Origin of the sequence: Micromonospora musae (genome assembly GCF_003626545.1) — a bacterium.
GTDB lineage: Bacteria > Actinomycetota > Actinomycetes > Mycobacteriales > Micromonosporaceae > Micromonospora > Micromonospora musae.
In genome coordinates, this window is sequence record NZ_RAZS01000004.1 from 508860 (window position 1) to 534055 (window position 25196).

Annotated in this window: 21 protein-coding genes; 9 read left to right on the plus strand and 12 right to left on the minus strand. The window is 73.8% G+C overall.

Annotated features, from left to right (window positions below; genetic code table 11):
* Positions 1-77: 77 nt before the first annotated feature.
* A complete protein-coding gene (locus D7147_RS14175) occupies positions 78-1787 on the plus strand; it encodes a glycosyltransferase family 39 protein (RefSeq protein WP_233563131.1) in 1710 nt (569 codons plus the stop codon).
* Between the two features lie 89 nt (positions 1788-1876).
* Here the strand turns inward: D7147_RS14175 and D7147_RS14180 are convergent, their stop codons facing one another.
* Positions 1877-3109 (minus strand): hypothetical protein, encoded by a 1233-nt coding sequence (locus D7147_RS14180; RefSeq protein WP_120677585.1) that lies wholly within the window; start codon positions 3107-3109, stop codon positions 1877-1879.
* A 137-nt stretch (positions 3110-3246) separates the two neighbouring features.
* Here D7147_RS14180 and D7147_RS14185 point away from each other — a divergent pair, with 137 nt between their 5' ends.
* From D7147_RS14185 to hutH, 6 genes are all read left to right on the plus strand, one after another.
* A complete protein-coding gene (locus tag D7147_RS14185; RefSeq protein WP_120677587.1) occupies positions 3247-4098 on the plus strand; it encodes a MurR/RpiR family transcriptional regulator in 852 nt (283 codons plus the stop codon).
* 13 nt (positions 4099-4111) lie between these two features.
* Complete coding sequence (gene hutU / locus D7147_RS14190) at positions 4112-5767, plus strand: urocanate hydratase (protein ID WP_120677589.1); 1656 nt, start codon at positions 4112-4114, stop codon at positions 5765-5767.
* Between the two features lie 169 nt (positions 5768-5936).
* Positions 5937-7133, plus strand: a complete 1197-nt coding sequence (locus D7147_RS14195; RefSeq protein WP_120677591.1) for an allantoate amidohydrolase — start codon at positions 5937-5939, stop codon at positions 7131-7133.
* Positions 7130-8488, plus strand: coding sequence for a formimidoylglutamate deiminase (locus tag D7147_RS14200; protein ID WP_120677861.1), 1359 nt, complete (start codon positions 7130-7132; stop codon positions 8486-8488). The genes D7147_RS14195 and D7147_RS14200 overlap by 4 nt, the downstream gene beginning before the upstream one ends.
* 74 nt (positions 8489-8562) lie before the next feature.
* On the plus strand, positions 8563-9759 hold the full coding sequence (gene hutI, locus D7147_RS14205; protein ID WP_120677863.1) for an imidazolonepropionase: 1197 nt from the start codon (positions 8563-8565) through the stop codon (positions 9757-9759).
* 76 nt (positions 9760-9835) lie between these two features.
* On the plus strand, positions 9836-11371 hold the full coding sequence (gene hutH / locus D7147_RS14210) for a histidine ammonia-lyase (protein WP_120677592.1): 1536 nt from the start codon (positions 9836-9838) through the stop codon (positions 11369-11371).
* Positions 11372-11501: 130 nt separating this feature from the next.
* Here hutH and rdgB read toward each other — a convergent pair whose 3' ends face one another.
* The 11 genes from rdgB to D7147_RS14265 all read right to left on the minus strand — a co-directional run bounded on the left by rdgB (position 11502) and on the right by D7147_RS14265 (position 20969).
* Complete coding sequence (rdgB, locus tag D7147_RS14215; protein ID WP_120677594.1) at positions 11502-12119, minus strand: RdgB/HAM1 family non-canonical purine NTP pyrophosphatase; 618 nt, start codon at positions 12117-12119, stop codon at positions 11502-11504.
* 106 nt (positions 12120-12225) lie between these two features.
* Positions 12226-12951: a ribonuclease PH gene (rph, locus tag D7147_RS14220; protein ID WP_120677596.1), complete on the minus strand. Its 726-nt coding sequence runs from the start codon at positions 12949-12951 to the stop codon at positions 12226-12228.
* Between the two features lie 132 nt (positions 12952-13083).
* The gene (locus D7147_RS14225) at positions 13084-14241 is read right to left on the minus strand and encodes a glycosyltransferase (RefSeq protein ID WP_120677598.1); all 1158 of its coding nucleotides are present in this window, start codon (positions 14239-14241) and stop codon (positions 13084-13086) included.
* Positions 14238-15386, minus strand: coding sequence for a glycosyltransferase family 4 protein (locus tag D7147_RS14230; protein ID WP_120677600.1), 1149 nt, complete (start codon positions 15384-15386; stop codon positions 14238-14240). The genes D7147_RS14225 and D7147_RS14230 overlap by 4 nt, the downstream gene beginning before the upstream one ends.
* A gap of 92 nt (positions 15387-15478) precedes the next feature.
* The gene (locus D7147_RS14235; protein WP_120677602.1) at positions 15479-16222 is read right to left on the minus strand and encodes an MBL fold metallo-hydrolase; all 744 of its coding nucleotides are present in this window, start codon (positions 16220-16222) and stop codon (positions 15479-15481) included.
* Between the two features lie 241 nt (positions 16223-16463).
* Entirely contained in the window at positions 16464-17429 is a 966-nt protein-coding gene (locus D7147_RS14240; RefSeq protein ID WP_120677604.1) for a PLP-dependent cysteine synthase family protein, read from the minus strand.
* Positions 17430-17439: 10 nt separating this feature from the next.
* Positions 17440-17808, minus strand: a complete 369-nt coding sequence (locus D7147_RS14245) for a MoaD family protein (protein WP_120677606.1) — start codon at positions 17806-17808, stop codon at positions 17440-17442.
* A 65-nt stretch (positions 17809-17873) separates the two neighbouring features.
* Positions 17874-18362, minus strand: coding sequence for a Mov34/MPN/PAD-1 family protein (locus tag D7147_RS14250; protein WP_120677608.1), 489 nt, complete (start codon positions 18360-18362; stop codon positions 17874-17876).
* A gap of 49 nt (positions 18363-18411) precedes the next feature.
* Complete coding sequence (locus D7147_RS14255) at positions 18412-18912, minus strand: DUF2017 domain-containing protein (RefSeq protein WP_187398612.1); 501 nt, start codon at positions 18910-18912, stop codon at positions 18412-18414.
* A 61-nt stretch (positions 18913-18973) separates the two neighbouring features.
* Positions 18974-19264, minus strand: coding sequence for an ATP-dependent Clp protease adapter ClpS (gene clpS, locus D7147_RS14260; RefSeq protein ID WP_120677612.1), 291 nt, complete (start codon positions 19262-19264; stop codon positions 18974-18976).
* A 148-nt stretch (positions 19265-19412) separates the two neighbouring features.
* Positions 19413-20969 (minus strand): P-loop NTPase family protein, encoded by a 1557-nt coding sequence (locus D7147_RS14265; protein WP_120677614.1) that lies wholly within the window; start codon positions 20967-20969, stop codon positions 19413-19415.
* Between the two features lie 202 nt (positions 20970-21171).
* Between D7147_RS14265 and D7147_RS14270 the strand changes: the two genes are divergently transcribed.
* Together D7147_RS14270 and D7147_RS14275 are read left to right on the plus strand one after the other, a co-directional pair.
* Positions 21172-23850, plus strand: coding sequence for a LuxR C-terminal-related transcriptional regulator (locus D7147_RS14270; RefSeq protein WP_120677615.1), 2679 nt, complete (start codon positions 21172-21174; stop codon positions 23848-23850).
* A gap of 17 nt (positions 23851-23867) precedes the next feature.
* Entirely contained in the window at positions 23868-25154 is a 1287-nt protein-coding gene (locus D7147_RS14275; RefSeq protein WP_120677617.1) for a nicotinate phosphoribosyltransferase, read from the plus strand.
* Positions 25155-25196: the final 42 nt, after the last annotated feature.

Below are 25196 nucleotides of genomic sequence, written 5' to 3' on the forward strand. Positions count from 1 at the left end.
GGGGCCACTGCGGTGCCCGGGTCGGGTGGGCGATGCGCGGGCCGTTGACGTCGACGGCTCTTTGGTAGCGTCGCGCCGTGTCCGAGACGCGCCCGCCTTGGGCTCTTTCCACCACCGTGGCATCCACGTCGGACGCATTCCCGCCGATCCTGCCCTCGCCGGCCGGTGCCCCGCCGAAGTCCGGCAGGGTCTGGCCGGTCCGGCGCAGTCGCCCGGCCCCGTTGCCGTACTGGCCGTTCGCCGCCCTGATCATCGCGCTCGGCGTGCTGCTGCGGGTGCGCCAGTGGTGGTTCGCGCGCAGCTTCTGGGGCGACGAGCTGTACGTCGTGCACAACCTCCGGGACCGGGGCTACCTCGACCTGCTGGAGCCGTTGGCGTTCAGTCAGACGGCACCGCCGGGCTGGTTGTGGTTGGAGCGCCTCTCGCTCCAGCTCTTCGGCGCCTCCGAGCATTCGCTGCGGCTCGTACCGCTGCTCTTCGGGCTGGCGTTGTTGCCACTGGTCGGGTATTTCGGGCGTCGGCTCATGCCACCGCCCTCGGCGCTCGCCGCGCTGCTGCTCGTCGCGATCGCGCCCTTCCTCGTCGGCTACTCGAACGAACTGAAGCAGTACAGCGCGGACGCCTTCTGCGTGACGCTGCTCGTCGGGATCGCCCTCCTGCTCAGCCGCCGCGAGCTGACCTGGCGCGGCGGCGTGGTGTTCTGGGCGACGTCGCTGGCCGTGCTGGTGCTGAGCACGCTGGCCATCCCGGTCGTCGCCGCCCTCACGGCGCTGCTCGTCGTTCACGCGCTGGCCCGCCCGGGCCGTGACCGGGAAGAGCGGCTGCGGGAGCTGGTGCGCTTCGTCGCGCCCGCGCCGGCCTGGATCGTCGTCGCCGTGTGGGTCTACGTCCGCCTGCTCGGGCCCGGCTTGAGCGATCCGCAGTTGAAGGCCTACTGGCAGGGCAAGTCGATCTACCCGGCACATCCGCTGAGCGACGTGCCCGCCACCGTGGACTGGATCGGCGCGACCTACCGGACCCTGGCCACGGTGCCCTTCGTGGTCTGGTCGGTCTGGGTCGCCGTTCCGTTGGTCGTCGTCGGCGCGGTGCTGTGCTGGCGCCGGTTGAATCCGCTCGCCGTCTTCATCCTGCTCGCCCCGTTGGCGGTCGGTCTCGGCGGCGCCGCCCTGTCGATCTACCCCTTCAACGGGCGGCTGGCGCTCTACGCCGTGCCGTCGTGGTTGATGCTGGCCGGCTTCGCGGTCGCGTCGCCGCGGGCTCGGCAACCGGCCCTCGGCTGGGTCGGCTGGGGTGCGGGAGCGGCCCTGGTCGTCGCGGTGGCGGTACCGCAGCTGGCGATGGACGTGGTCGTCACGGCGAACCCGGCGCGGGCGTTCCATCAGGGTGGCGGCGCCAATGTGGCCGACTACCGGTCCGCGCTGCGTCACCTGAGCGCCGAACTTCGCCCCGGGGACCTGGTCCTCGCGACTCCGGTGTCGTGGAACGCGCAGGCCTACTACGGCCCGCCGCCGGACGGCTACGTGGTCCCGGCCGAGCCCGCCGGCTGTGCGGGGCAGCCCGTGTCGACGCTGCTGGCCGGGCGGTCACGGGTGTGGCTGTTCCAGGCGACCGACTGGGACGAACCGCAGAATCGGGACCTCATCGTACGGCTGGGCAGTGGTGGGGCGGCCGTCACCGAGCGGACGTTCCGCGGCGCTCGGGTGGTGCGGTTCGACCTGACCGGCACCGCGGCCGTGGGCGACGACGTCTGCCTGGTGCCGCCGCCGAGGGGCGGCGGCGTCCGCTAGCGGTCGACGTCAAGGTTGGGGCGTCGAACGCGGGTGGAGCGGAAACCGTCCACCCGCGTTCGGTCGCGCGGGGCGGCCGACCAGGGAGGTCAGCTGGTCCGCTTCCACACGTCGCGCAGGGCGTCCCAGTTGCCGGCGATGCCGGCCGCGCACGGAGTCTCGAAGTAGACGGCGGTCGCGCTGTCGTCGCGGTCCCACCAGACACCGCAGACGGGGCGGCCGTCGTGCCCGTTCCCCGCGTACTCGACGTAGCTGCCGGGTGCCCCGCTGGCTCCGCCGGTGGCCTTCGCCGCCTCACGCAGCCCCGGTGCGAGCGCACGGTTGACGACGCCCATCTGCTGGCGGTGGGTGCGCGCCGCGTTCTTCTTGTCCGGCGACTCGTAGAGGGCGAAGTGCACCGACAGGCTGAGGTAGCGGCAGAAGACGTGCCGCTTCTCGCCGGCCGGCAGCTCGGGGCCGCCGACCTCCGTGTCGAGCGCGCATCCGCCGAGCTCGGGCAGCCAGGGCTCCGCGATCGGGGCGAGTTCCGCGTCGAACTTGGCCTTGTTCAGGGAGAGCTGGGTCGCCTCGTAGAGCGGCGGGGAGGCGCTGGTCGACGGGTCGTTCGGCGTCTCGCCGCCGAGCGCCCCGCCGCCGAGGAGCCCGGCCCCGCCGGCCAGGACCGCGGCCAGGACGACGGCGCCGATCCAGAGCCAGGTCCGGTTGCGGGGCGGCCGCGAGACCGGGGCGATCCGGGTCTCGCCGGAGGTGTCGAACGGATCCGACGGGGTGGAGATCGGGGGGACGGCCGGCGCGGGTTGCGCCACCGGCGGGTGTGCCCAGCCTTCGACGGACGGCACGGTGGGCAGTGCGGTGGTCTGCATGGCCCAGGGCGCGCCCGCGCCGGAGGTCGGCTGCGGGGCGCCGGAGACCGGCGGGCCGGAGACCTGCTGCGGGGTGCCCGACACCGGTGAACCGGAGACCTGCTGCGGCACCCCGGAGACCGGCGACGGCTTTCCGTCCTCCTCGGTGGGTACCGGCTGGCACTCCTGGCCCAGGGCCTGGAACAGCTTCTCCGCGCCGGGGCCGACCTCCGCCGGGTAGGCCACCCACGGCTCGGCCGCGGCGAAGTCGGCGTACGAGAAGGTCAGGCCGTCCGGCATCTGCGACATGCTGTTCGCGATGCCTGCGAAGCTCTCCCGCCAACCCGGTGTGTTCGCGGCGGCGGCGTCGAGTACGGCCACCGTGACGAACCGTCCCTGCCCGTCAATTGCAGCCCAGGCCTTACCCACCGGGCAGATGCCCAACATGTGGGTGAACCGGTACGGGCCTACCGACTGCATGTGCACTCCTCTGCTCGACCGCCCTGGGATCCTACCGAGCGCGCGCCCGGCCGGTCGCCCGCCGGTCGGCCGACCGACAGCTCGTCCGGTGGGCGGCGGGGTTGCCCTCTGAAAGTTTTCATGCATAGAGTCACGGCGTGAATGAAGGAGCCGTCGCCGGGCCCACGCAACGCGTGCTCGACCTGTTCCACGGCGTCCGGCTCACCCCCACCCAACGCCGGATCGCGCACTGCCTGGTGCAGCACGCTCCGTCCACGGCCTACCTCTCCGCCGCCGAGGTGGCCGAGCTGGCCGGGGTGAGCCAACCCTCGGTCACCCGGTTCGCCGTGGCGCTCGGCCACGACGGCTACCCCGCGCTCCGTCGCCGACTCCGTGAACTGACCGCCGGCGCCTCGGACGGACGGGCCGACGGCGGCAACGAACTCCAACAGGCCGTACGCGCCGAGATCGGCAACCTGGACCGGCTCGCCGGCGAACTCGCCGACCGCGACCGGATCGCCGACACCGGGAAGCTGCTCGCCGCCAGCCGGCCGCTGCCGGTCCTGGGCCTGCGTGCCGCCGCGCCGCTGGCCGCGTACTTCGCGTACTTCGCCGCGAAGGTGCACCCGGACGTTCGGGTGCTCGACGACGGCGGCAGCCTGCTCACCGACCGCCTGGAGCAGGCCGCCGCGGCCGGGGCGGGCGCCCTGCTCGCCTTCGTGCTCCCCCGCTACCCGCGGGAGACGCTGGACGCGCTCCGCGAGGCCCGCGCCGCGGGGCTCACCGTCGTGGCGATCACCGACTCGCCGGTCAGCCCGGCCACCGAACACGCCGACGTGCTGCTGCCCGCCGCCGTCGGCGCCGACCTCGTCTTCGACCTGCACACCGCGCCGATGGCTCTGGCCATGGTGCTGCTCCAGGCCATCTGCGACGCCGCGCCCGCCGACACCCAGCGTCGGCTGGAGGCGTTCGAGTCGTCCGCCGCCCGCCGACAGCTGTTCCTCGACTGAGAGGGGATCCGAGATGTCCCACCCCGTCCGCGCCGCCCGTGGCACCGAGCGCACCGCCCGCGGTTGGCCGCAGGAGGCCGCGCTGCGGATGCTGATGAACAACCTGGACCCGGAGGTCGCCGAGCGCCCCGAGGACCTGGTGGTCTACGGCGGCACCGGCAAGGCCGCCCGGGACTGGCCGTCGTACCACGCGTTGGTGCGTACCCTCACCGATCTGCGCGACGACGAGACGATGCTGGTGCAGTCCGGGCGCCCGGTCGGTGTGCTACGTACCCACGAGTGGGCCCCGCGGGTGCTGCTCGCCAACTCCAACCTCGTCGGGGACTGGGCGACCTGGCCGGAGTTCCGTCGGCTGGAGCAGCTCGGTCTCACCATGTACGGGCAGATGACCGCCGGCTCGTGGATCTACATCGGCACCCAGGGCATCCTGCAGGGCACGTACGAGACGTTCGCGGCGGTCGCCGCCAAGCGGTTCGGCGGCACGCTCGCCGGCACCTTGACGCTCACCGCCGGCTGCGGCGGGATGGGCGGGGCGCAGCCCCTCGCGGTCACCATGAACGACGGCGTCTGCCTGATCGTGGACGTGGACCGGTCCCGGCTGGAGCGCCGGGCGCACGACCGTTACCTGGACGAGATCGCCGACTCGCTGGACGACGCGGTCGAGCGGGCGCTCGCCGCGAAGCGCGAGCGCCGGGCGCTGAGCATCGGCGTGGTGGGCAACGCCGCCGTCGTCTTCCCGGAGCTGCTGGTCCGGGGCGTCGAGGTCGACATCGTCACCGACCAGACCAGCGCGCACGACCCGCTGTCGTACCTGCCGGTCGGGGTGGAGCTGGCCGACGCGCGGGACTACGCGGCGGCGAAGCCGGCCGAGTTCACCGACCGGGCGCGGGCGTCGATGGCCCGGCACGTGGCGGCGATGGTCGGCTTCCTCGACGCCGGCGCGGAGGTCTTCGACTACGGCAACTCGATCCGGGGCGAGGCGCAGCTCGCCGGCTACGAGCGGGCCTTCGACTTCCCCGGCTTCGTGCCGGCGTACATCCGGCCGTTGTTCTGCGAGGGCAAGGGCCCGTTCCGGTGGGCCGCCCTCTCCGGCGACCCGGCGGACATCGCCGCGACCGACCGGGCCATCCTCGACCTGTTCCCGGAGAACGAGTCCCTCGCCCGGTGGATCCGGATGGCCGGCGAGCGGGTCGCGTTCCAGGGCCTGCCGGCACGGATCTGCTGGCTCGGCTACGGCGAGCGGGACAAGGCGGGCGTGCGGTTCAACGAGATGGTCGCCTCGGGTGAGCTCTCCGCCCCGGTGGTGATCGGCCGGGATCACCTGGACGCCGGCAGCGTGGCCAGCCCGTACCGGGAGACCGAGGCGATGGCCGACGGCTCCGACGCGATCGCCGACTGGCCGCTGCTGAACGCCCTGGTCAACACGGCCAGCGGCGCCTCCTGGGTCTCCATCCACCACGGCGGCGGCGTGGGTATGGGTCGCTCGATCCACGCCGGCCAGGTCTGCGTGGCCGACGGCAGCGCGCTGGCGGGCCAGAAGATCGAGCGGGTGCTCACCAACGACCCCGCGATGGGTGTCATCCGACACGTCGACGCCGGCTACGACGCCGCCCGCGAGGTCGCCGAACGCACCGGCGTCCGCGTCCCGATGGCAGAGGGCAACGCGTGAGCGCGAGGAGTGCAGCGCAGCGGAGCCCCGCAGCCGCGAACAACAGGAGCACCGTGAGCGCGAGGAGTGCAGCGCAGCGGAGCCCCGCAGCCGCGAACAACAGGAGCATCGTGAGCGCGAGGAGTGCAGCGCAGCGGAGCCCCGCAGCCGCGAACAACAGGAGCATCGCATGAGCGACCTCGCGGCACGGTTCCGCAAGCTCTGGGACGAGATCGCGCCGATCGGGCGGGACGCCGGCAGTGGCGGCTACCTGCGGTACTCGCTGACCGAGCCGGAGCTGCGGCTGCGCGACTGGTTCCGGGACCAGGCCGAGCAGCGTGGCATGCCGGTCACCGAGGACGGCAACGGCAACCTCTTCGCCTGGTGGGGTGACCCGGAGGCCGGCGACGCCGTGCTGACCGGCAGCCACTTCGACTCGGTGCCGCACGGCGGGGCGTACGACGGCCCGCTCGGCATCGTGAGCGCGCTCCTCGCCGTCGACGAGCTGCGGGACGCGGGAGTCACCCCGGTCCGGCCGCTGGCCGTCGGCGCGTTCGTCGAGGAGGAGGGCGCCCGGTTCGGCGTACCGTGCCTGGGCTCGCGGCTGCTCACCGGCGCGCTGCCGGCGGAGCGCGCGGCGGTGCTGCGCGACGCCGACGGGGTGAGCTTCGCCGAGGCGCTCGGCGGCGCGCCGGCCGGCGCCCGCCCGGAGCTGCTGGGCCGGTTCCGGTCCTTCGTGGAGCTGCACGTCGAGCAGGGCCGCGCGCTGGCCGACACCCCTGATGCGGTGGCGGTGGCCAGTGCGATCTGGCCGCACGGCCGCTGGCGCTTCGACTTCGCCGGCGAGGGCAACCACGCCGGCACGACCCGGATGGCCGACCGCCGCGACCCGATGCTGACGTACGCGTTCACGGTGCTCGCCGCGAACAAGGAGGCCCGGCTGCGGGGCGCACACGCCACGGTCGGTCGGGTCTCCGTGGAGCCGAACGCCACCAACGCGATCCCGTCCCGGGTGACCGGGTGGCTGGACGCCCGGGCGGCCGAGCCGGACACCCTGACCGGCCTGGTGGAGGCGGTGCACGACAAGGCGATCGAGCGGGCCCGACGCGACGGCACCGGGGTCACGCTGACGGAGGAGTCGGCGACGCCGCTGGTCGCCTTCGACGGTGGGCTGGCCGACCGGCTGGCCGCGCTGCTGGACGCGCCGGTGCTGCCGACCGGGGCCGGTCACGACGCCGGGGTGCTCGCCGGGCACCTGCCCACGGCAATGCTCTTCGTCCGCAACCCGACCGGTGTGTCCCACTCCCCCGCCGAGTCCGCCACCGACGTCGACTGCGCCGCGGGCGTGGCCGCCCTGGCCCGGGTGCTGGGGGAGCTGACGTGCTGACCGCCACCCGCTGGCTGGCCGAGTACGCCTGGCTGCCCGAGCACGCCGAGCCGGTCCCCGAGGTACTGATCGAGGCGGTGGACGGCCGCTTCACGACCGTCACGCCGTTGACCCGCGCGGGTGTGCCGACCGCCGGGGTCGACGTCCTCACCGACGTGGTACGGCTGCCCGGGCTGACCCTGCCGGGGCTGGCCAACGCGCACTCGCACGCCTTCCACCGGGCGCTGCGCGGGCGTACCCAGGGCGGACGGGGCGACTTCTGGACCTGGCGGGACCAGATGTACGCGCTCACCGTCCGCCTCGATCCGGACTCGTACCTGGCGCTGGCCCGGGCCACGTTCGCCGAGATGGCGCTGGCCGGGATCACCTGCGTGGGCGAGTTCCACTACCTGCACCACGGTCCGGGCGGCAGCCGCTACGACGACCCGAACGCGATGAGCGCGGCGCTGGTCGAGGCGGCCGCCCAGGCCGGCATCCGGATCAGCCTGCTGGACACCTGCTACCTGACCGCGTCGGTGGACGGTGCGCCGCTGACCGGGCCGCAGCTGCGCTTCGGCGACGGCGACGCGGCCCGGTGGGGCGAGCGGGCGGCCGGGTTCACCCCGACCGGCGGGCACGCCCGGGTCGGCGCGGCCGTGCACTCGGTGCGGGCCGTGCCGGCCGAGCAGCTCGACACGGTCGCCCGGTGGGCCCGCGAGCGGGACGCCCCGCTGCACGTGCACCTGTCGGAGCAGCCGGCCGAGAACGACGCGTGCCGGGCGGTGCACGGCCGCACCCCGACCGGGCTGCTCGCCGACCGGGGGGTGCTGGGCCCGGCCACCACCGCCGTGCACGCCACCCACCCGACGCGCGCCGACCTGGGTCTGCTCGGCGAGCACCGGGTCGGCGTTTGCCTCTGCCCCACCACCGAGCGGGACCTGGCGGACGGCATCGGACCGGCTCGGCGGATGGCCGACGTCGGCATCCCGCTCAGCCTGGGCAGCGACAGCCACGCGGTGATCGACATCTTCGAGGAGGCGCGTGCCGTGGAGTTGGACGAGCGGCTGCGCACCCAGCGGCGCGGCCACTTCGTGGCGGCCGAACTGCTGACCTCGGCGACCGTCGCCGGGCACACCGCGCTGGGCTGGACCGACGCCGGCCGGATCGCGGTCGGGGCCCGCGCCGACCTGGTCACCGTGCGGTTGGACAGCGCCCGGACCGCCGGCGTGCCGGCGGTCGGCGCGTTCTTCGCGGCCACCGCCGCCGACGTCGACACCGTGGTGGTGGACGGGCGGACAATCGTCGCCGGCGGCCGGCACCGCAGCGTCGACGTGCCCACCGAGTTGCGTACGGCCATCGCGGAGGTGACCTCGTGAGCACGGACCTCTGGCCGACCCGGCCGGTACGCCCGGGCGACCCGGCGCGGCCGACCGTCCGCAACAGCGGCAGTCTGCTCGTCGACAACATCGGGGAGCTGGTCACCAACGCCTTCGGCAACGGCGAGGGCGGGCCGCTGGGCATCCACCGCAACGCCGCCCTGCTCGTCGAGGACGGGCTGGTCGCCTGGGTGGGATCGGCCCGGAGCGCGCCGGCCGCCGACCGGCGCATCGACGCCGGCGGCGCCGCGGTGCTGCCCGGCTTCGTGGACAGCCACGCGCACCTGGTCTTCGCCGGGGACCGGGCGGCCGAGTTCGCCGCCCGGATGGCCGGCCAGCCGTACACGGGCGGCGGTATCCGCACCACCGTCGGCGCCACCCGCGCCGCCCCCGACAGCGAGCTGCGCGGCACCGTGCGGCGGCTGCGCGACGAGGCGCTGCGGCAGGGCACCACCACCATCGAGATCAAGAGCGGGTACGGCCTCACCGTCGCCGACGAGGCCCGCTCGCTGCGGATCGCCGCCGAGTTCAGCGAGGACACCACGTTCCTCGGCGCGCACGTCGTCCCGGCCGAGTACGCCGACCGCCCCGACGACTACGTGGGGATGGTGTGCGGGCCGATGCTCGCCGCCGCCGCCCCGTACGCCCGCTGGATCGACGTGTTCTGCGAGCGGGGTGCCTTCGACGTGGACCACGCCCGCGCGATCCTCGCCTGCGGGCAGGCCGTCGGGCTGGGCGTACGGGTGCACGCCAACCAGCTCGGTCCCGGCCCCGGCGTGCAGCTCGGTGTCGAACTGGGCGCGGCCAGCGTGGACCACTGCACCCACCTGACCGACGCCGACATCGACGCGCTCGCGTCGCACCGGATCGGCTGCATGTGCCCGGACGGCCGGCACACCACTACCGTCGCGACCCTGCTGCCCGGGGCGGAGTTCTCCACCCGATCGCCCTACCCGGACGCGCGGCGGCTGCTCGACGCGGGCGTGACCGTGGCGCTGGCGACCGACTGCAACCCCGGCTCGTCGTACACCTCGTCGATGCCGTTCTGCATCGCCCTCGCCGTACGCGAGATGCGGATGACCCCGGCGGAGGCGGTCTGGGCCGCGACCGCCGGTGGCGCGCGGGCGCTGCGCCGCGACGACGTCGGTGTGCTGCGCCGCGGTGCCCGGGCCGACCTGATCGTCCTCGACGCCCCCTCCCACCTGCACCTGGCCTACCGGCCGGGTGTGCCCCTGATCCGCCAGGTCCTGCACAACGGAGTACCACAGTGAGTGAGCAATTCGAACGAACCGTCAGGCACCGCCCGGCTGGGGCTCGTGCCGTCGGTGAGCGAAGCGAGGCGACGGCATGACCGTGACCATCCAGCCCACCGGGATCACCCCCGCCGACGTCCTCGCCGTGGCGCGCGGCGGCGCCAAGGTCGTGCTCGACCCGGCCGCCACGGAGGCGATGGCGACCAGCCGGGCGATCGTGGACGGCATCGAGGCCGCCGGCCGACCCGTCTACGGCGTCTCCACCGGCTTCGGGGCGCTGGCGAACACGTTCGTCGCCCCGGAGCGTCGCGCCGAGCTCCAGCACGCGTTGATCCGCTCGCACGCCGCCGGGGTGGGCGCGCCCATGCCGCGGGAGGTGGTCCGGGCGATGATGCTGCTGCGGGTCCGCTCACTCGCGCTGGGCCGCTCCGGGGTCCGGCCGCTGGTCGCCGAGGCGCTGGTCGACCTGCTCAACCACGACATCACCCCGTGGGTGCCGGAGCACGGCTCGCTCGGCGCCTCCGGTGACCTCGCCCCGCTGGCGCACTGCGCGCTGGTGCTGCTCGGCGAGGGGTGGGTGCTCGGCCCGGCCGGCGAACGGGTCGACGCGGCCGACGCGCTGCGCCAGGCCGGTCTGGCGCCGATCGAGCTGGCCGCCAAGGAGGGGCTGGCGCTGATCAACGGCACCGACGGCATGCTGGGCATGCTGCTGCTCGCCCTGCACGACGCCGCCCACCTCTTCACCATGGCAGACGTGACCGCCGCGCTCGCCATCGAGGCGATGCTCGGTTCGGAGCGGCCGTTCCTGCCCGAGCTGCACAGCATCCGTCCGCACCCCGGCCAGACGACGTCGGCGGCGAACATCTACCGGCTGCTGCAGAACTCGGCGGTGATGGACTCGCACCGCGACGACCTGGCGCACGCGGTCCAGGACGCGTACTCGATGCGCTGCGCGCCGCAGGTCGCCGGCGCGGCCCGGGACACCCTGGACTTCGCCCGTACGGTGGCCGACCGGGAGCTGATCTCGGTGGTGGACAACCCGGTGGTGCTGCCGGACGGCCGGGTCGAGTCGACCGGGAACTTCCACGGCGCGCCGCTCGGCTTCGCCGCGGACTTCCTCGCCATCGCGGCGGTCGAGGTCGGGGCGATCGCCGAACGGCGGGTCGACCGGCTGCTGGACGTCACCCGCTCCCGGGACCTGCCGGCGTTCCTCTCCCCCGACGCCGGGGTGAACTCCGGCCTGATGATCGCCCAGTACACGGCGGCCGGGATCGTCGCGGAGAACCGGCGGCTCGCCGCGCCCGCCTCGGTGGACTCGCTGCCCACCAGCGGCATGCAGGAGGACCACGTCTCGATGGGCTGGGCGGCGGCCAAGAAGCTGCGCACGGTCCTGGACAACCTGACCAGCGTGCTCGCGGTGGAGTTGCTCGCCGCGGTGCGTGGCCTGCAGCTGCGGGCCCCGCTCACCCCGTCGCCCGCCGGTCGGGCCGCAGTCGAGGCGCTCGGGGGCATGGCCGGTGAGCCCGGCCCGGACGTGTTCCTCGCCCCGCTCATGGAGGCCGCGCGCGACGTGCTCCGCGGCCCCGACCTGCGCACCGCCATCGAACGCCACCTGGGCCCCCTCCACTAACCCCGCTCCCCCCACCCCCCGCCCCGTCTGCGGCCTCTTTCACGGAAAGCGTGGCTATTCTTCGTCGGATAGCCACGCTTTCGGTGAAAGTGCGCCCCCGGCAGGGGCGGGGAGTGGGGTGGGTGCGGGGTCAGCTCGCTGGGGGGAGGAGCTTCGCTACCAGCTTGGCCAGCTCGCGCAGCGCCTTGCCGCGGTGGCTGATCGCGTCCTTCTCCTCCGGCGTCAGCTCGGCGTTGGTCCGGGTCTGCCCGTCGCCCACGAAGATCGGGTCGTAGCCGAAGCCGCCGTCGCCCCGCGGGGCGCGCAGCAGCCGGCCGGGCTGCCGGCCGTCGACCAGGTGCTCCTTGCCACCCGGCAGCACCAGGGCGACGGTGCAGACGAACGAGGCGGTGCGGTGCTCGTCCGGCAGGTCGGCGACCTGGTCGAGCAGCAGCTGGAGGTTCGCCTGGTCGTCGCCGTGCCGGCCGGACCAGCGGGCGCTGAAGACACCGGGCATTCCGCCCATCGCGTCGACCGCCAGGCCCGAGTCGTCGGCGACGGTGGGCAGGCCGGTACGCCGGAACCCCTCCCGCGCCTTGATCAGCGCGTTCTCGCCGAAGGTCAGACCCGACTCCGGCAGCTCCGGATACTCCTCGACGTCGTCGAGGCCGAGCAGCGCGACCCGGTGCGCGCCGAGCGCGCCGTCGAGAATCCGCTGCAGCTCCACCAGCTTCTTCTGGTTACGGGTGGCCAGCAGGACCTTGTTCATAGCGCTCCGCCTTCGCTCGCGGCTACCGGGCTCGCAAGCTCACCGCACGCGCTCACGAGATGGTCGTTGTTCGCGGCCGCGAGGGCCGCAAGCTCGCTCCTCGCGCTCACGAGAGGGCCTTGCGCTGGATCTCGGCCAGCTCCGCGCAGCCCGCCACCCCGAGGTCGAGCAGGGCGTCGAGCTGGCTGCGGGGGAACACCCCCGCCTCGCCGGTGCCCTGCACCTCGACGAAGTCGCCGGTGCCGGTGCAGACCACGTTCATGTCGACGTCGGCCGCCACATCCTCGGCGTAGCAGAGGTCGAGGCGCGGCTCACCGCCGATGACGCCGACGCTCACCGCGGCCACCGAGCGGTGCATCACCGTCTCCGGCTTGCCGGCCAGCGCCTTGCGGTCGGCGAGCCAGCTCACCGCGTCGTACAACGCCACGTAGGCGCCGGTGATGGCTGCCGTCCGGGTGCCGCCGTCGGCCTGCAGCACGTCGCAGTCGAGCACGATCGAGTTCTCACCGAGCGCCTTGAGGTCGACGCTGGCGCGCAGGCTCCGGCCGATCAGCCGGGAGATCTCGTGGGTACGCCCGCCGACCTTCCCCCGCACGCTCTCCCGGTCGGATCGGGTGTTGGTGGCCCGGGGCAGCATCGCGTACTCGGCGGTGACCCAGCCGAGGCCGGATCCCTTGCGCCAGCGGGGCACCCCCTCGGTCACGCTCGCCGTGCAGAGCACCCGGGTCGCGCCGAACTCGACGAGCACGGAGCCCTCCGGATGAGTGCTCCACCCCCGGGTCAGCGTCACCGGTCGGAGTTGGTCGGGCCGTCGCCCGTCGGGTCGCGCCATGCCTGCACCCTATGCGGTTCCCCGATCCGTCCGCGCCGCGGTCTCCCCGACCCGCTCACCTGCGGCGCGGGCCACCGGCCGGGGCCGCGTCGGCCCGTCCCGGCCTCGTCCGGGCAGACCTCGGATCGAGGGTCAGACCGGTACGGACCGGGCGACCGGCTCGGCGTCCTGCACCCGCAGGAAGCCGGCCACCGCCGCCGGCCAGCTGTACTCCTCGGCGCGTGACCGGGCCGCCCGACGCCGCTGCACGTCGGGGCGGGCGAGCAGCCGGGTCACCGCCTCGGCGATGGCCTCCGGTCGGCCGTACGCGGCCTGCCCGGCGGAGCCGACGACCTCCGGCAGCGCGCTCGCGGCGTTGACCACCACCGGCGTGCCGCTGGCCAGCGCCTCCAGCCCGGCCAGGCCGAAGGTCTCCACCGGTCCCGGAGCGAGCACCACGTCGGCGCTGGCCAGCAGGGCGGCGACGGCGGCCCGGTCGGGCAGGAAACCGGTGAAGTGCACCGGCAGTCCGGCCGCGCGGCGGCGCAGCGCGGCCCGCATCGGGCCGTCCCCGGCCATCACCAGCACCGCCGGTACGCCCGCCCGACGCAGCACGGCGACCGCGTCGACGGCCAACTGTGGCCGTTTCTCCGGGGACAACCGGGCACAGTGCACGAGCAGCACCTCGTCGCGTTCGGCGTACCGCCCGCGTACGGCGGGGTCGAAGCGGTCGGGGTGGAAGGTCTCCAGGTCCACGCCGAGCGGGGCCAGGTCCAGGTTGGGTACGCCGATCCGGGTGAACTCCTCCGCCGCCCACCGGGTGGTGCAGACGATCCGGTCGTACGTCTCGGCGCTGCGCCGGTTGAGCCGGTCGGCGACGCCGCGGCGCAGCCGGCCCGGCACCACCCCCCACTGTCCGAGCAGGCCGGTCAGCGACTCGTGCGAGACCATCACGGCCGGCACACCGTTCGCCCGCGCCCAGCGGCCGGTCCAGCGCAGCGTGAACCGGTCGGAGACCTCCAGCCGGTCCGGTGCCAGCGCGGCGAGCAGCCGGGTGAGCCGGTGCCGCCCGACGAGCAGCCGGTAGCCTCCGGTGCCCGGCAGCTGCGGGCCGGCCAGCGTGATCACCCGTCCCCAGGGGTGCTGCTCGTCGGCGTCGCGCCGGCCGGGCACCACCAGCACCGGCTCGTGTCCGGCGGCGCGGTAGCCCTCCCCGAGGTGGTACAGCGCGGTTCGTAGCCCGCCGGAGCGGGCGGTGACGAAATTGGCCAGCCGGACGATCCGCAGCGGGCCGGTGGCAGCAGCGGTCATGAGGCGGCGGGCAGCTGCGCGGCGGACGTCGAGCCGGCGCGTACCGCCTCGTAGTGCCCGATCAGCTCGTCACCCACCGTCGCCCAGCTCCGCCGACGGACTGCGCGCCGGGCGGCCTCCCCGTACGCGGCCCGGCGTGCCGGGTCCGCGCCGAGCACGGCGACCGCCGCGGCGAGTGCGCCCGCGTCGTTGGGGGGCACCAGCAGCCCGGTGACGCCGGACTCCACGAGGTCCACGGGACCCCCGGCGGCGGGGGCCACCACGGGCACCCCGCTGGCCAGCGCCTCCTGCACGGTCTGCCCGAACGTCTCGTGCGGGCCGGTGTGCACGAAGATGTCCAGGCTGGCGTAGAGCCGGGCCAGGTCCTCGCCCTGCTGCACGCCGAGGAAGTCGACCTCCGGCAGGGCCCGGACCAGCTGCCGGCGGACCGGGCCGTCGCCGGCCACCACCACCCGCACGCCGGGGAGCTTGGCGGTCGCCGCCAGCAGGTCGACCCGCTTCTCCGGGGCGAGCCGGCCGACGTACCCGACCAGCAGCTCACCGTTCGGGGCGAGGCGGGCGCGCAGCTCCGCGGACCGCTTGGACGGCTGGAACCGCTCCGCGTCCACGCCACGGCGCCACAGCCAGATCCGTTGCACGCCGTTCGCGATGAGGTCCGCGGCGGCCCGCGTGGAGGGGGCCAGGGTGCGACCGACCGAGTTGTGGATCTCGCGAAGTCGCCGCCAGGCGGCCGTCTCCCCCCAGCTGAGCCGGTACGCGCGGGCATACGACGCGACGTCGGTCTGGTAGACGGCCACCGTCGGCAGGTCGTGCCGAACGGCCAGCGTGGCGGCCCGGGCACCGAGTACGAACGGGCTGGCCAGGTGGACCACGTCGGGCCGGTGATCCAGCAGCACCCCGGTCAGCCGGGGAGTGGTGGGCACGCCCAGCCGGAAGCCCTGGTACCGCGGCATCGGCACGCTGGGGATCCGCACCACCGGGTAGGGGAAGTCGGTGGTGTCGTGGCGCGTGGCGCCGGGCGGGGCGGGCGCGATGACCAACGGTTCGTGGCCACGGGCGACCAGGTGTTCCGCCGTCCGGACGACGGAGTGGGCGACGCCGTTCACGTCCGGGGGGAACGACTCGGTCACGATGGCGATCCGCATGTGCACACCGTGCGGGTGTCACGGGTGCGTGAGGCGACCGGACGCTGACGGCCCGGCGAACAGTACGGCAAGAGCGGTCGCCGTCCGGCGGGTCAGATGTCGTAGCTCGCGCCGGGGCGTACCACCTCGAGCGGGCCGGCGTACGCGGCGGCGGCCGACTCGACGGTGTGCGCCTCGCTGCCCCAGGCGGCCACCAGGTGGGTGAGGAGCAGCCGCCCGGCGCCCGCCTTGGTGGCTGCCTCGCCGGCCTCCCGGCCGGTCAGGTGCAGGTCCGGAGGGTTCTCCACGCCGTCGAGGTAGCTCGCTTCGCAGAGGAACACGTCGGCGTCCTGGGCCAGGCGCAGCAGCGCCTCGCAGGGGGCCGTGTCGGAGGAGTAGCAGAGCACCCGGCCGTCGTGTTCCAGCCGCACCCCGTACGTCTCGACGGGGTGGTTGACCCGGTCGACGGTGACGGTGAACGGGCCGATCGGGAAGGTGCCGGGCTGCAGGCCGTAGAACTGGTAGACGTCGTCCATGCCGGTGTCGTCGCCGTACGCGGCCATCAGCCGGTCGGGGGCGCCGGAGGGCGCGTAGACCGGCAGGGGCGGGTACGGGCCGTCGGGCGCGTACCGCCGGACCACGACATACGTCACCGCGTCGAGGACGTGGTCGCAGTGCAGGTGGGTGAGGAGGATCGCGTCCGGGGCGTGCAGGCCCGCATAGCGCTGGAGGGTGGAGAGCGACCCGGAGCCGAAGTCGATGAGCAGCCGGAAGCCGTCGGCTTCGACCAGGTAGGCGGAGCAGGGGGACTCCGGTCCGGGGAAACTTCCCGCGCAGCCCAGGACGGTCAGTCGCATCGAGTCGTCTCGCTGTCACGTTCCGTAGTCGCTACGCCGGTCATCGCTCGGCTCATGATCTCGACCGACGCGTACGCCACGCAGCGCAGCCTACGCTTGCACGCGGGGGCGCAAGAATCATCCGTTGAAAGTTGTCGTCAAGGTGACACCCACCGCCGGAACGGCCGGCATCGCGTGACCGAATTCGGACAGCTTCGCGACACCGGCCGTCGCGCTACGTGAGGGCGCGGCACCCGTCGGGTCAGGCCCAGAGCTGCCCTTCCAGGGCCGCTTCGGCGTCGGCCAACGTGCCGCCGTACGCCCCGGTGGAGAGGTACTTCCAGCCGCCGTCGGCGACCACGAAGGCCACGTCGGCGCGGCGACCCGCGCGCACCGCCTCGTGCGCGACCGCGAGCGCGGCGTGCAGGATCGCGCCGGTGGAGAAGCCCGCGAAGATCCCCTCCACCTCGACGAGCTGCCGGGTACGCAGGACCGCGTCCCGGGTGCCCACGGAGAACCGCCGGGACAGCACCGTCGCGTCGTAGAGCTCCGGGACGTACCCCTCGTCGATGTTGCGCAGGCCGTAGACCAGCTCCCCGTAACGGGGCTCGGCGGCGACGATCTGCACGCCGTCGACCTTCTCCCGCAGGTAGCGTCCGGTGCCCATGAGGGTGCCCGTGGTGCCCAGGCCGGCCACGAAGTGGGTGATGGTCGGCAGGTCGTGCAGCAGCTCCGGCCCGGTCGTCTCGTAGTGCGCGCGGGCGTTCGCCTCGTTGCCGTACTGGTAGAGCATCACCCAGTCGGGGTGCTCGGCGGCGATCTGCTTCGCGGTGGCGACCGCCTGGTTCGACCCGCCGGCCGCCGGCGAGAAGATGATCTCCGCGCCGTACATCCGGAGGAGCTGGATCCGCTCGGTCGAGACGTTCTCCGGCATCACGCAGACCAGCCGGTAGCCGCGCAGCTTCGCGGCCATGGCCAGCGAGATCCCGGTGTTGCCGCTGGTCGGTTCGAGGATGGTGTCGCCCGGTCGGAGCTGACCGGCCTCCTCGGCCGCGCGGACCATGAACAGGGCGGCCCGGTCCTTGACACTCCCCGTCGGGTTCCGGTCCTCCAGCTTCGCCCAGAGCCGCACCGGCGGCGCCCCCTCGGGCGCCGTCGGTGACAGCCGGGGCAGCCCCACCAGGGGCGTGCCACCGCACGCGTCGAGCAGGCTCTCGTACCGTGCCATGGCGCTCGCCTCAGCGAGCGGCGTCGGGGGCGGGCTGCCCGGACTCCGCGGCGGCCGCCGCCAGCTTGTGGGTGCCGATCGCCGCGGCCGCCGCGAAGCCGAACGCGCCGCCGGCGACCGCCGGCAGGATGGTGACGCTGTCACCGTCGTTGAGCTTGGCGTCCAGCGCGCCGAGGAAGCGGACGTCCTCGTCGTTGACGTAGACGTTGACGAAGCGGTGCAGTGCGCCGGCCTCGGTGACCAGACGGCCCTTCAGGCCGCCGTGCCGGGAGTCCAGGTCGGCGAGCAGCTCGCCCAGGTTGTCGCCGGAACCTTCGACGACCTTCGCGCCGCCGGTGTAGCTGCGCAGGATGGTGGGGATGCGAACCTCGATGGCCATGATGTCGTGCTCCTTCTCGGGTGTGCCTCGGTGACGGGACGTGAACGGGTGCTAGGGCGTCGGGTTCAGGCGCCGGAACACTCGTAGTCGACCGCCGTCGGGCTCTGCCCGAACTTGTAGGACTGCACGGCGTGCGGGTCCACCGCGGCGTCCACGATCCGCACCGGTTCCTCGGTCACCACACCGTCCACGATCCGGAAGGAGCGGATCTCCTCGGTGTCGGGCTCGCGGGTCGAGACCAGCAGGTAGTGCGCTCCCGGCTCCCCGGCGAGGGTGATGTCCGTACGGGACGGGTAGGCCTCGGTCGCCGTGTGCGAGTGGTAGATGACGACCGCCTCCTCGTCGCGGTCGTCCATCTCGCGCCACACCCGCAGATGCTCCATCGAGTCGATCAGATAGAAGGTCGTGGAGCGGGCGGCATTCTCCAGCGGGATGTGCCGGGTCGGGGTGTCGCTGCCGGCGGGGCCGGCGACCACGCCGCACGCCTCGTCGGGGTGGTCCCGGCGCGCGTGGGCCACGATCGCGTCGATGATCGACCGGTCGATGCTCAGCACGCGAACCAGCGTAACGCCTGCCGGATGTGAGCCGCGAGGGTGGCCGCGGTCACGCCTCGTCGATCAAGGCGTTGAGCAGGGATTCCTGGAGATAGCCGAGGTATGCGTAGACCGACAGTTGGAACACGCGGCTGGAGGTGGGGTCCTCGGCGACCGCGTCGTCCAGCTCCTCGCCGAGGTCGGTGCCGTCCTTGATCTCCAGCCGGACGCCCATCGCGAGCCGCGCGTCGTTCAACGCGCGTAGCCAGGCCTCGGCCGCCTCGCCGTCCAACCGCACCTCGCCGCCGGTCTCACCGGGCAGCGCGGCGAGGATGGCGCCCGCCTGGTCGATCTTGCCGGTCTTGAGGTCGCCCTCGGTGTAACGGCGGAACTCGGCGGTGCTGCGGCGGTCGTCCGGGTACGCGTCGGGGAAGAGCCGGCCCACCACCGGGTCGGTGTGGTCGAAGCCGTCGGTGAGCAGGCCGACCACCTCGGAGGCGACCTTGCGCAGCACGCGCACCTCGTCGGTGGCGAACGTGGCGACGTAGCGGCCGCTCTGGCGGCGGAACATGCTCACAGCGCCATCTCCGTTCGCGATCGTGGCGCTTGCGACACCGGCCCACTCAGCGCGCTCACGAGCGGTCCACCGTCGCCCAGAGCCCGTACGCGTGCAGCTGCGACGCGTCATGCTCCATCCGTTCCCGGGCGCCGGAGGAGACGACGGCGCGACCCTTGTGGTGCACGTCGAGCATCAACTCCTCGGCCTTCTCCCGGCTGTAGCCGAAGAGCTTCTGAAAGACCCAGGTCACGTACGTCATGAGATTGACCGGATCGTCCCACACGATCGTCACCCATGGCCGGTCGGAGACCGGCACCTCTTCGGTGGCCGGCGTCTCGACCGGTGCAACCTGCGGAGCCGCCATGCCCCCCATCGTGCCACCGGATTCCGGGAAGCGAGGAACCGGAACGCCGGACCGGCCCGGATCGCCCTCCACGGGCAGCCCCGACCCGCCGGTGCCGCGCCCGAGGGGTGGGCGGGCGGGCCCGGCGGGTCGGGTGCCGGGGTCGCCGTCAGGCGAGCAGGATGCCGTGGTCGACCGCATCGGAAAGCACCGCACCCAGAGCGAGTCGGACGACCTCGAAGCGTCGAGAGACGTCCCGGGCCAACTCCAGCTCGACCTCGCGCAGCGCCCGCTGCGCCCAGGCCCGGGCCTCGTTGACGTCGTTGTTGCCGGGGCTGCGCCAGTGCTGCCAGCAGCCGCCGGAGAGGGCGACGGCCACCGGTGGGAGGATTTCGGTCCGAGGGGCACCGGGATAACCGGCGAGGGCGTGGATCGCCCCGTCGCCGGCCAGACCGGCCACCCCGGCGGTGCTGGTCACCAGCAGAACCCGGTCGAGCTCCCGGGCCAGCCGGTCCTCGGTGAGACCGAAGCGGACCGCCTTGACGACCCGCTGGCGTACGCCGTCGGGCAGCGACGCCCCGAAGACCCGCCCGAGGGCGTCGTCGAGGATGCCGCGCACCGCCCGGTCGCACTGCGCGGTGGCGAGCAGCGACAGCGCCTCCATCTCGCGGTCGAGCAGCTGCGGCAGACCGGCGCAGCCGACACCGAAGACGATCTCCTGGACGACCCGCAGGTGGATGTTGGCCAGTTCGAGCGCCAGGTGCTGCCGGATCCGCTGGGCGCAGGTGCGGGTCTGCCGCTCCAGCTGCTCGGGCCAGTCACCCGGGTCGGCCACCACGTTCACCCGCACGTGCTCGCCGGGCAGCATGGGCGGATCGGAGCTGGCCCGCCGTAGCCCCTCGTCGACCGCCCAGCCGACCAGGGCCCGGCGCAGGTCGGCCGCGGCGTCGCCGTGCAGCGCGAACCAGCGCGCCTCGACGAGGCCGGGGACAGCGGAGAGCAGGGCGGCACGGTGGGCTTCCACCGTCACGGCGACGGGATCGACCGCGGGGCCGGGCGAGGGGAGCCCGGCCCCCGGCGGCGGGACGGACGCCCCCGCGTCCTCCGTCGGCGCCGTGCTCTCGGACCCGGACCAGCCGGTCGAGCCCGGGGTGACCACGAAGAAGACCGGCACGTCGGCGCGGGCCGTCTCGGCGAGCAGGGTGAGTTCCGTGGCGGTGAACGCCTGATCGGCGGCGACCACGAAGAGCAGGGCGCCGGCTCGGCCGACCGCGTCCAGCAGCACCGGCACTCCGGCGACGCCGAGCGTGCCGGTGTCGGCCGTGTCGACCAGGCTGAAGTGGCGCAGCAGCGGGTCGGACAGGTGCAGCTCGACGCGGCGCGGCGGACGTGCCAACGCCGGGCCGGCGGCCGTACGGTCCGCGCCGTAGGCGTGCGGCTGGCGGTAGCCCGGCACGTAGGCCACCCGGGTGGCGGTGGTGCCGTGGCGCAGCACCAGCCAACTGCCGTCGGGCACGCCGAGCAGCGTGGGGTCGAGTTCGAGCAGATCGGCGAGCACGGCGCGGCGGCCGGCGCCGCCCGGGCCCACCGCGAGCACACCGAGCGGCTCCTCCGGATCGGGCTTGGTGACCCCGACCCGGGTGGGCAGCGGTGCGCAGCGGGGCATGTCGCCCGGTCCGGAGAGGTCGCCGGGCACGTCGACCGAGGGGAGAGGACCCGGCTTCATCAGGGCGACCTCCCATGGCGGGCGGACCGGCGACAGCCGGCCAGCGTGGAAACTCCGGTGAACCGAACCGGATGCCGGAAGACTACGAGCGACCCGGGGTCCTCGCGGAACAGTTCGAATACTCAGCAGTAATCACGAGATTACTCAACTTCGCTGCGTGACGCTGTGCCTGCGGACCGATTTCGATGGATATGCTGCCGGGATGAGTCGGTGGAGTTTCGTCGGCCGAACGGATGAGCTCGACCGTCTGCTGTCGGCAGTGACCGGCACGGAGGGGCGGGGGCTCTTCTACAGCGGCAGCGCGGGCATCGGGAAGAGCCGGCTGCTCCGGGAAGGCGTGGCGGCCCTGCCCAACGACCGCTACGCCATCTGGTCGATCGCGGCCAGCGCCACCACCGCCAGCCTGCCCTTCGGTGGGCTGGTGCAGGTGCTGCCCGCCGAACAGCCGCAGGGCCTCTCCCCGGCCGGCATCCTGCGCTGGGCCCTGGACGTGCTCCAGCAGCAGGCGGCCGGGCGTCGCATCGTGCTCGCCATCGACGACGCCCACCTGCTCGACCAGCCGTCGGCCGCGCTGGTGCACCTCGTCGCCCGCGCCGAGAACGCCACGGTGATCGGCACGCTGCGCGACGGCGAGGAGATCCCCCTGCCGATCCGGGCACTCTGGACGGACGACCTGGTCGACAAGGCCGAGCTGAGCCCGATGGCGCCGGCGGAGACCGCCGGGCTGCTCGCCGCGATCCTGGGCGGCCCGGTCGACGCCGGCTCCGCCGCCCGGCTGGGGCGCCTCTCCTCCGGCAACCCGCTGCTCCTGCGCGAACTGGTGCACGCCGCCAACGGCAGCGAGGAGCTGACCCGCACCTACGGGATCTGGAAGTGGACCGGCCGCCTGGAGCTGGCGCCGAACCTCACCGACCTGATCGACACCCGGATCGGCCAGCTCACTCCCGGCGTCCGGGCGGTGGTGGAGCTCGTCGCGTTCGGCGAACCGCTCGGCCTGCACCTGCTCGACCAGGCGGTCGAACGGCAGGACGTGGAGATCGCCGAGGAGCGGGGACTGATCACGGTCATCCAGCACGACCGGCGCACCAACGTCCGGCTGGCACACCCCCTCTACGGCGAGGTGATGCGCCGGCGCTGCCCGGTCAGCCGTACCCGGCGACTGCAGGCCAGCCTCGCCGAACTTCTCGAGCGGGTCGGCAAGCGACGCCGCGACGACCTGCTCCGGGTGGCGGTCTGGCGGCTCGACTCCGGCACCGCGCAGAACGCGGAGCTGCTGCTCGAGGCGGCCGGGCAGGCGTTCAGCCGGTACGACGTACCGCTGGCGACGCGGCTGGCCCGCGCGGCCCTCGACACCGGCGGCGGGTTCGACGCGGCCGAGCTGCTCGCCACGATCCTGATGTTCGCCGACCGGCCCGAGGAGGCGATCGAGGTGCTCGACGCCGTCTCCCCCGACCCGGGCGACAGCCAGCGGTTCGCCCGCTGGCTCACCGTCCGCGGGATGGTCACCTACTGGGGGCTCAGCCGGGAGTCCACGGTGGAGGAGATCGCGTCGCGGGCGATGAACCTCACCGACTCGGCGGACCAGGCCCGGATACGCGCCTTCGAGGCGATCATGCGCCTGCACCGGCTCGACACCGACACCGCCCTGCGACTCAGCCAGGGCGTGCTGGACCGCCCCGCCGCCAGCGTCGCCGCCCGCGAGCTGGCCCGCTCCACCATCGCCTACCTGCAGGCCGCGCAGGGTCAGCTGAAGCGCAGCGGCACGGCCATCGCCCAGGTGCACTCCGAGGCGGCCCGCTGGCGTGCCGACATGCCGTACCTGCAACTCGCCCTGGAGCTGGCCCGCGGCACCCGCCTCACCCTCGCCGGCGACCTGGCCGGCATCGACGCGATCGTGGCCGACGAGTTCGCCGACCTCGCCGGGGCCGGAGACTTCCGACTCGGCACCGGCTACCTCGCCATCCTCCAGGCGTACGCGGCCCGGCTGCGCGGTCAGAGCGACGCGGCGCTGCGGACCAGCCTCGGCGCCTGCGCGGTGCTGGCCACCAGCCGGGTCTACGCGGGGCTGGCGCAGGCCGAACGGGCCCAGGCGGCCGCCCTGCGTGGCGACGCGACGCAGGCCGCCGAGGCGATGGCCGAGGCGGACCGCACCCAGGCGCCCGGAATGGCGGTGCTCTACCCGTGGTTGGAGCAGGCGCGCGGAGCGACGCTGGCCGCGGCGGGCGACCTGCCCGGGGCGGTGAAACAGCTGACCGACCTGGCCGACCGGCTGCGCGCGGACGGCTTCGCCGGCCACGAGGTGCACGTCCTCTACGACCTGGTCCGGCTGGACCACGCGGCCGGCCTGGTCGGGCCGACCTGCTCCGACGGCGGCCGCCGCACCGTCGCGCAGCGCCTCACCGAGCTCTCCGAACGCGTCGACGGAGACCTGCCGCCGCTGCTGGCCCGGCACGCCCGCGCCGCGGTCGCCGGCTCCCCCGCCGAGCTGCTGGCCGTCGCCGAGGAGTTCGCGGCGCGCGACCTGAACGTCTTCGCCGCCGAGGCGACCGCCGCCGTCCTGCACCGGCTGCGCCGGGAGCGGCCCGCCGCCGCCGGCGAGGCCCGGGAACGCCTCGCCGCGCTGCTGCACCGTTGTGACCTGATCCACACCCCGGCACTGCGTGCCGGCACACCGACGCTTACCGACCGGGAGTGGGAGGTGGCCCGCCTCGCCGCGCAGTCGGCCACCAGCAAGGCCATCGCCGAGCGGCTCTACCTCTCCGCCCGCACCGTGGAGAACCACCTTCAGCGCATCTACGCGAAGCTCGGCGTGACCAGCCGGACCGAGCTGGACGCGGCGCTGCGGGCGATCCCGGGGCACGAGGGCGGCGACGCCGACTGAACTCTTAGGCTGAGCCGGTGAGCACCCTTCGCACCGCACTGCTGACCGACCACTACGAGCTGACCATGGTCAGCGCGGCGCTGCGCGACGGCACCGCCGACCGCCGCTGCGTCTTCGAGGTGTTCAGCCGCCGCCTGCCGGCCGGGCGCCGCTACGGGGTGGTCGCCGGCACCGGACGGCTGATCGAGCTGATCCGCGAGTTCCGCTTCGACGAGGCCGAGGTGGAGTTCCTGCTGCGCACCGGGGTGGTCGACGAGCAGGCCGCCGCCTGGCTGCGGGACTACCGCTTCACCGGCGACATCGACGGGTACGCCGAGGGCGAGCTCTTCTTCCCGAACTCCCCGGTCCTCACCGTCTCCGGCGGGTTCGCCGAGTGCGTGGTGCTGGAGACGCTCGTGCTCTCCGTACTCAACCACGACAGCGCGGTCGCGGCCGCCGCCGCCCGGATGGTGACCGCCGCCCGGGGCCGCACCCTCATCGAGATGGGCGGCCGTCGGGCGCACGAGGCCGCCGCGGTGGCCGCCGCCCGCGCCGCCTACCTGGCCGGCTTCAGCTTCACCTCCAACCTGGAGGCGGGCCGCCGCTACGGCATCCCGACCGCGGGCACCGCGGCGCACGCCTTCACGCTGCTGCACGACGACGAGCGGGCGGCGTTCGCCTCTCAGGTCGCCAAGCTGGGCAAGAACACCACGCTGCTCGTCGACACTTACGACATCAGCCAGGGCATCCGCAACGCCATCGCGGTGGCCGGGCCGGACCTGCGGGCGATCCGGATCGACTCCGGCGACCTCGCGGTGATCGCCCAGCAGTCCCGGGAGCTGCTCGACTCGCTCGGCGCCACGGAGACGAAGATCATCGTCTCGGGTGACCTGGACGAGTACGCGATCGCCGCGCTCGCCGCCGAGCCGGTCGACATGTACGGTGCCGGCACCGCCGTCGTCACCGGATCCGGGGCGCCGACCGTCGGGCTCGTCTACAAGCTGGTCGAGGTCGAGGGGCGGCCGGTGGTGAAACGCTCGGAGCAGAAGGCCACCATCGGCGGCCGGAAGACGGCGGTACGGCGGCACAAGCCGACAGGTACGGCCACCGAAGAGGTGATCGTCCCGCAGGGGGTACCGGAGCGGCAGGCCAACGACCGGCTGCTGCAGCGCCGGTACGTGGTCGCCGGCGAGCCGGTCGAACTGCCCACCCTGCCGGAGTCCCGTGAGCACCTGCGCGAGTGCCTGATCTCCATCCCCTGGGAGGGGCTCAAGCTCTCCGGCGGCGACCCGGCCATTCCGGTCACCGTCGTACCCGCGGAGTAGACATGGTCCGGTGGAGGGCCGCAGTCGTCAGGAGGGGGCACC

What these genes read in the sequence shown, in the direction of transcription:
- D7147_RS14180 (WP_120677585.1), bottom strand. Translation starts at nt 3,109, where the DNA reads ATGCAGTCGGTAGGCCCGTACCGGTTCACCCACATGTTGGGCATCTGC.
- hutU (WP_120677589.1), top strand. Translation starts at nt 4,112, where the DNA reads ATGTCCCACCCCGTCCGCGCCGCCCGTGGCACCGAGCGCACCGCCCGC.
- D7147_RS14195 (WP_120677591.1), top strand. Translation starts at nt 5,937, where the DNA reads ATGAGCGACCTCGCGGCACGGTTCCGCAAGCTCTGGGACGAGATCGCG.
- hutH (WP_120677592.1), top strand. Translation starts at nt 9,836, where the DNA reads ATGACCGTGACCATCCAGCCCACCGGGATCACCCCCGCCGACGTCCTC.
- rdgB (WP_120677594.1), bottom strand. Translation starts at nt 12,119, where the DNA reads ATGAACAAGGTCCTGCTGGCCACCCGTAACCAGAAGAAGCTGGTGGAG.
- rph (WP_120677596.1), bottom strand. Translation starts at nt 12,951, where the DNA reads ATGGCGCGACCCGACGGGCGACGGCCCGACCAACTCCGACCGGTGACG.
- D7147_RS14225 (WP_120677598.1), bottom strand. Translation starts at nt 14,241, where the DNA reads ATGACCGCTGCTGCCACCGGCCCGCTGCGGATCGTCCGGCTGGCCAAT.
- D7147_RS14230 (WP_120677600.1), bottom strand. Translation starts at nt 15,386, where the DNA reads ATGCGGATCGCCATCGTGACCGAGTCGTTCCCCCCGGACGTGAACGGC.
- D7147_RS14235 (WP_120677602.1), bottom strand. Translation starts at nt 16,222, where the DNA reads ATGCGACTGACCGTCCTGGGCTGCGCGGGAAGTTTCCCCGGACCGGAG.
- D7147_RS14240 (WP_120677604.1), bottom strand. Translation starts at nt 17,429, where the DNA reads ATGGCACGGTACGAGAGCCTGCTCGACGCGTGCGGTGGCACGCCCCTG.
- D7147_RS14245 (WP_120677606.1), bottom strand. Translation starts at nt 17,808, where the DNA reads ATGGCCATCGAGGTTCGCATCCCCACCATCCTGCGCAGCTACACCGGC.
- D7147_RS14255 (WP_187398612.1), bottom strand. Translation starts at nt 18,912, where the DNA reads ATGTTCCGCCGCCAGAGCGGCCGCTACGTCGCCACGTTCGCCACCGAC.
- clpS (WP_120677612.1), bottom strand. Translation starts at nt 19,264, where the DNA reads ATGGCGGCTCCGCAGGTTGCACCGGTCGAGACGCCGGCCACCGAAGAG.
- D7147_RS14265 (WP_120677614.1), bottom strand. Translation starts at nt 20,969, where the DNA reads ATGAAGCCGGGTCCTCTCCCCTCGGTCGACGTGCCCGGCGACCTCTCC.
- D7147_RS14270 (WP_120677615.1), top strand. Translation starts at nt 21,172, where the DNA reads ATGAGTCGGTGGAGTTTCGTCGGCCGAACGGATGAGCTCGACCGTCTG.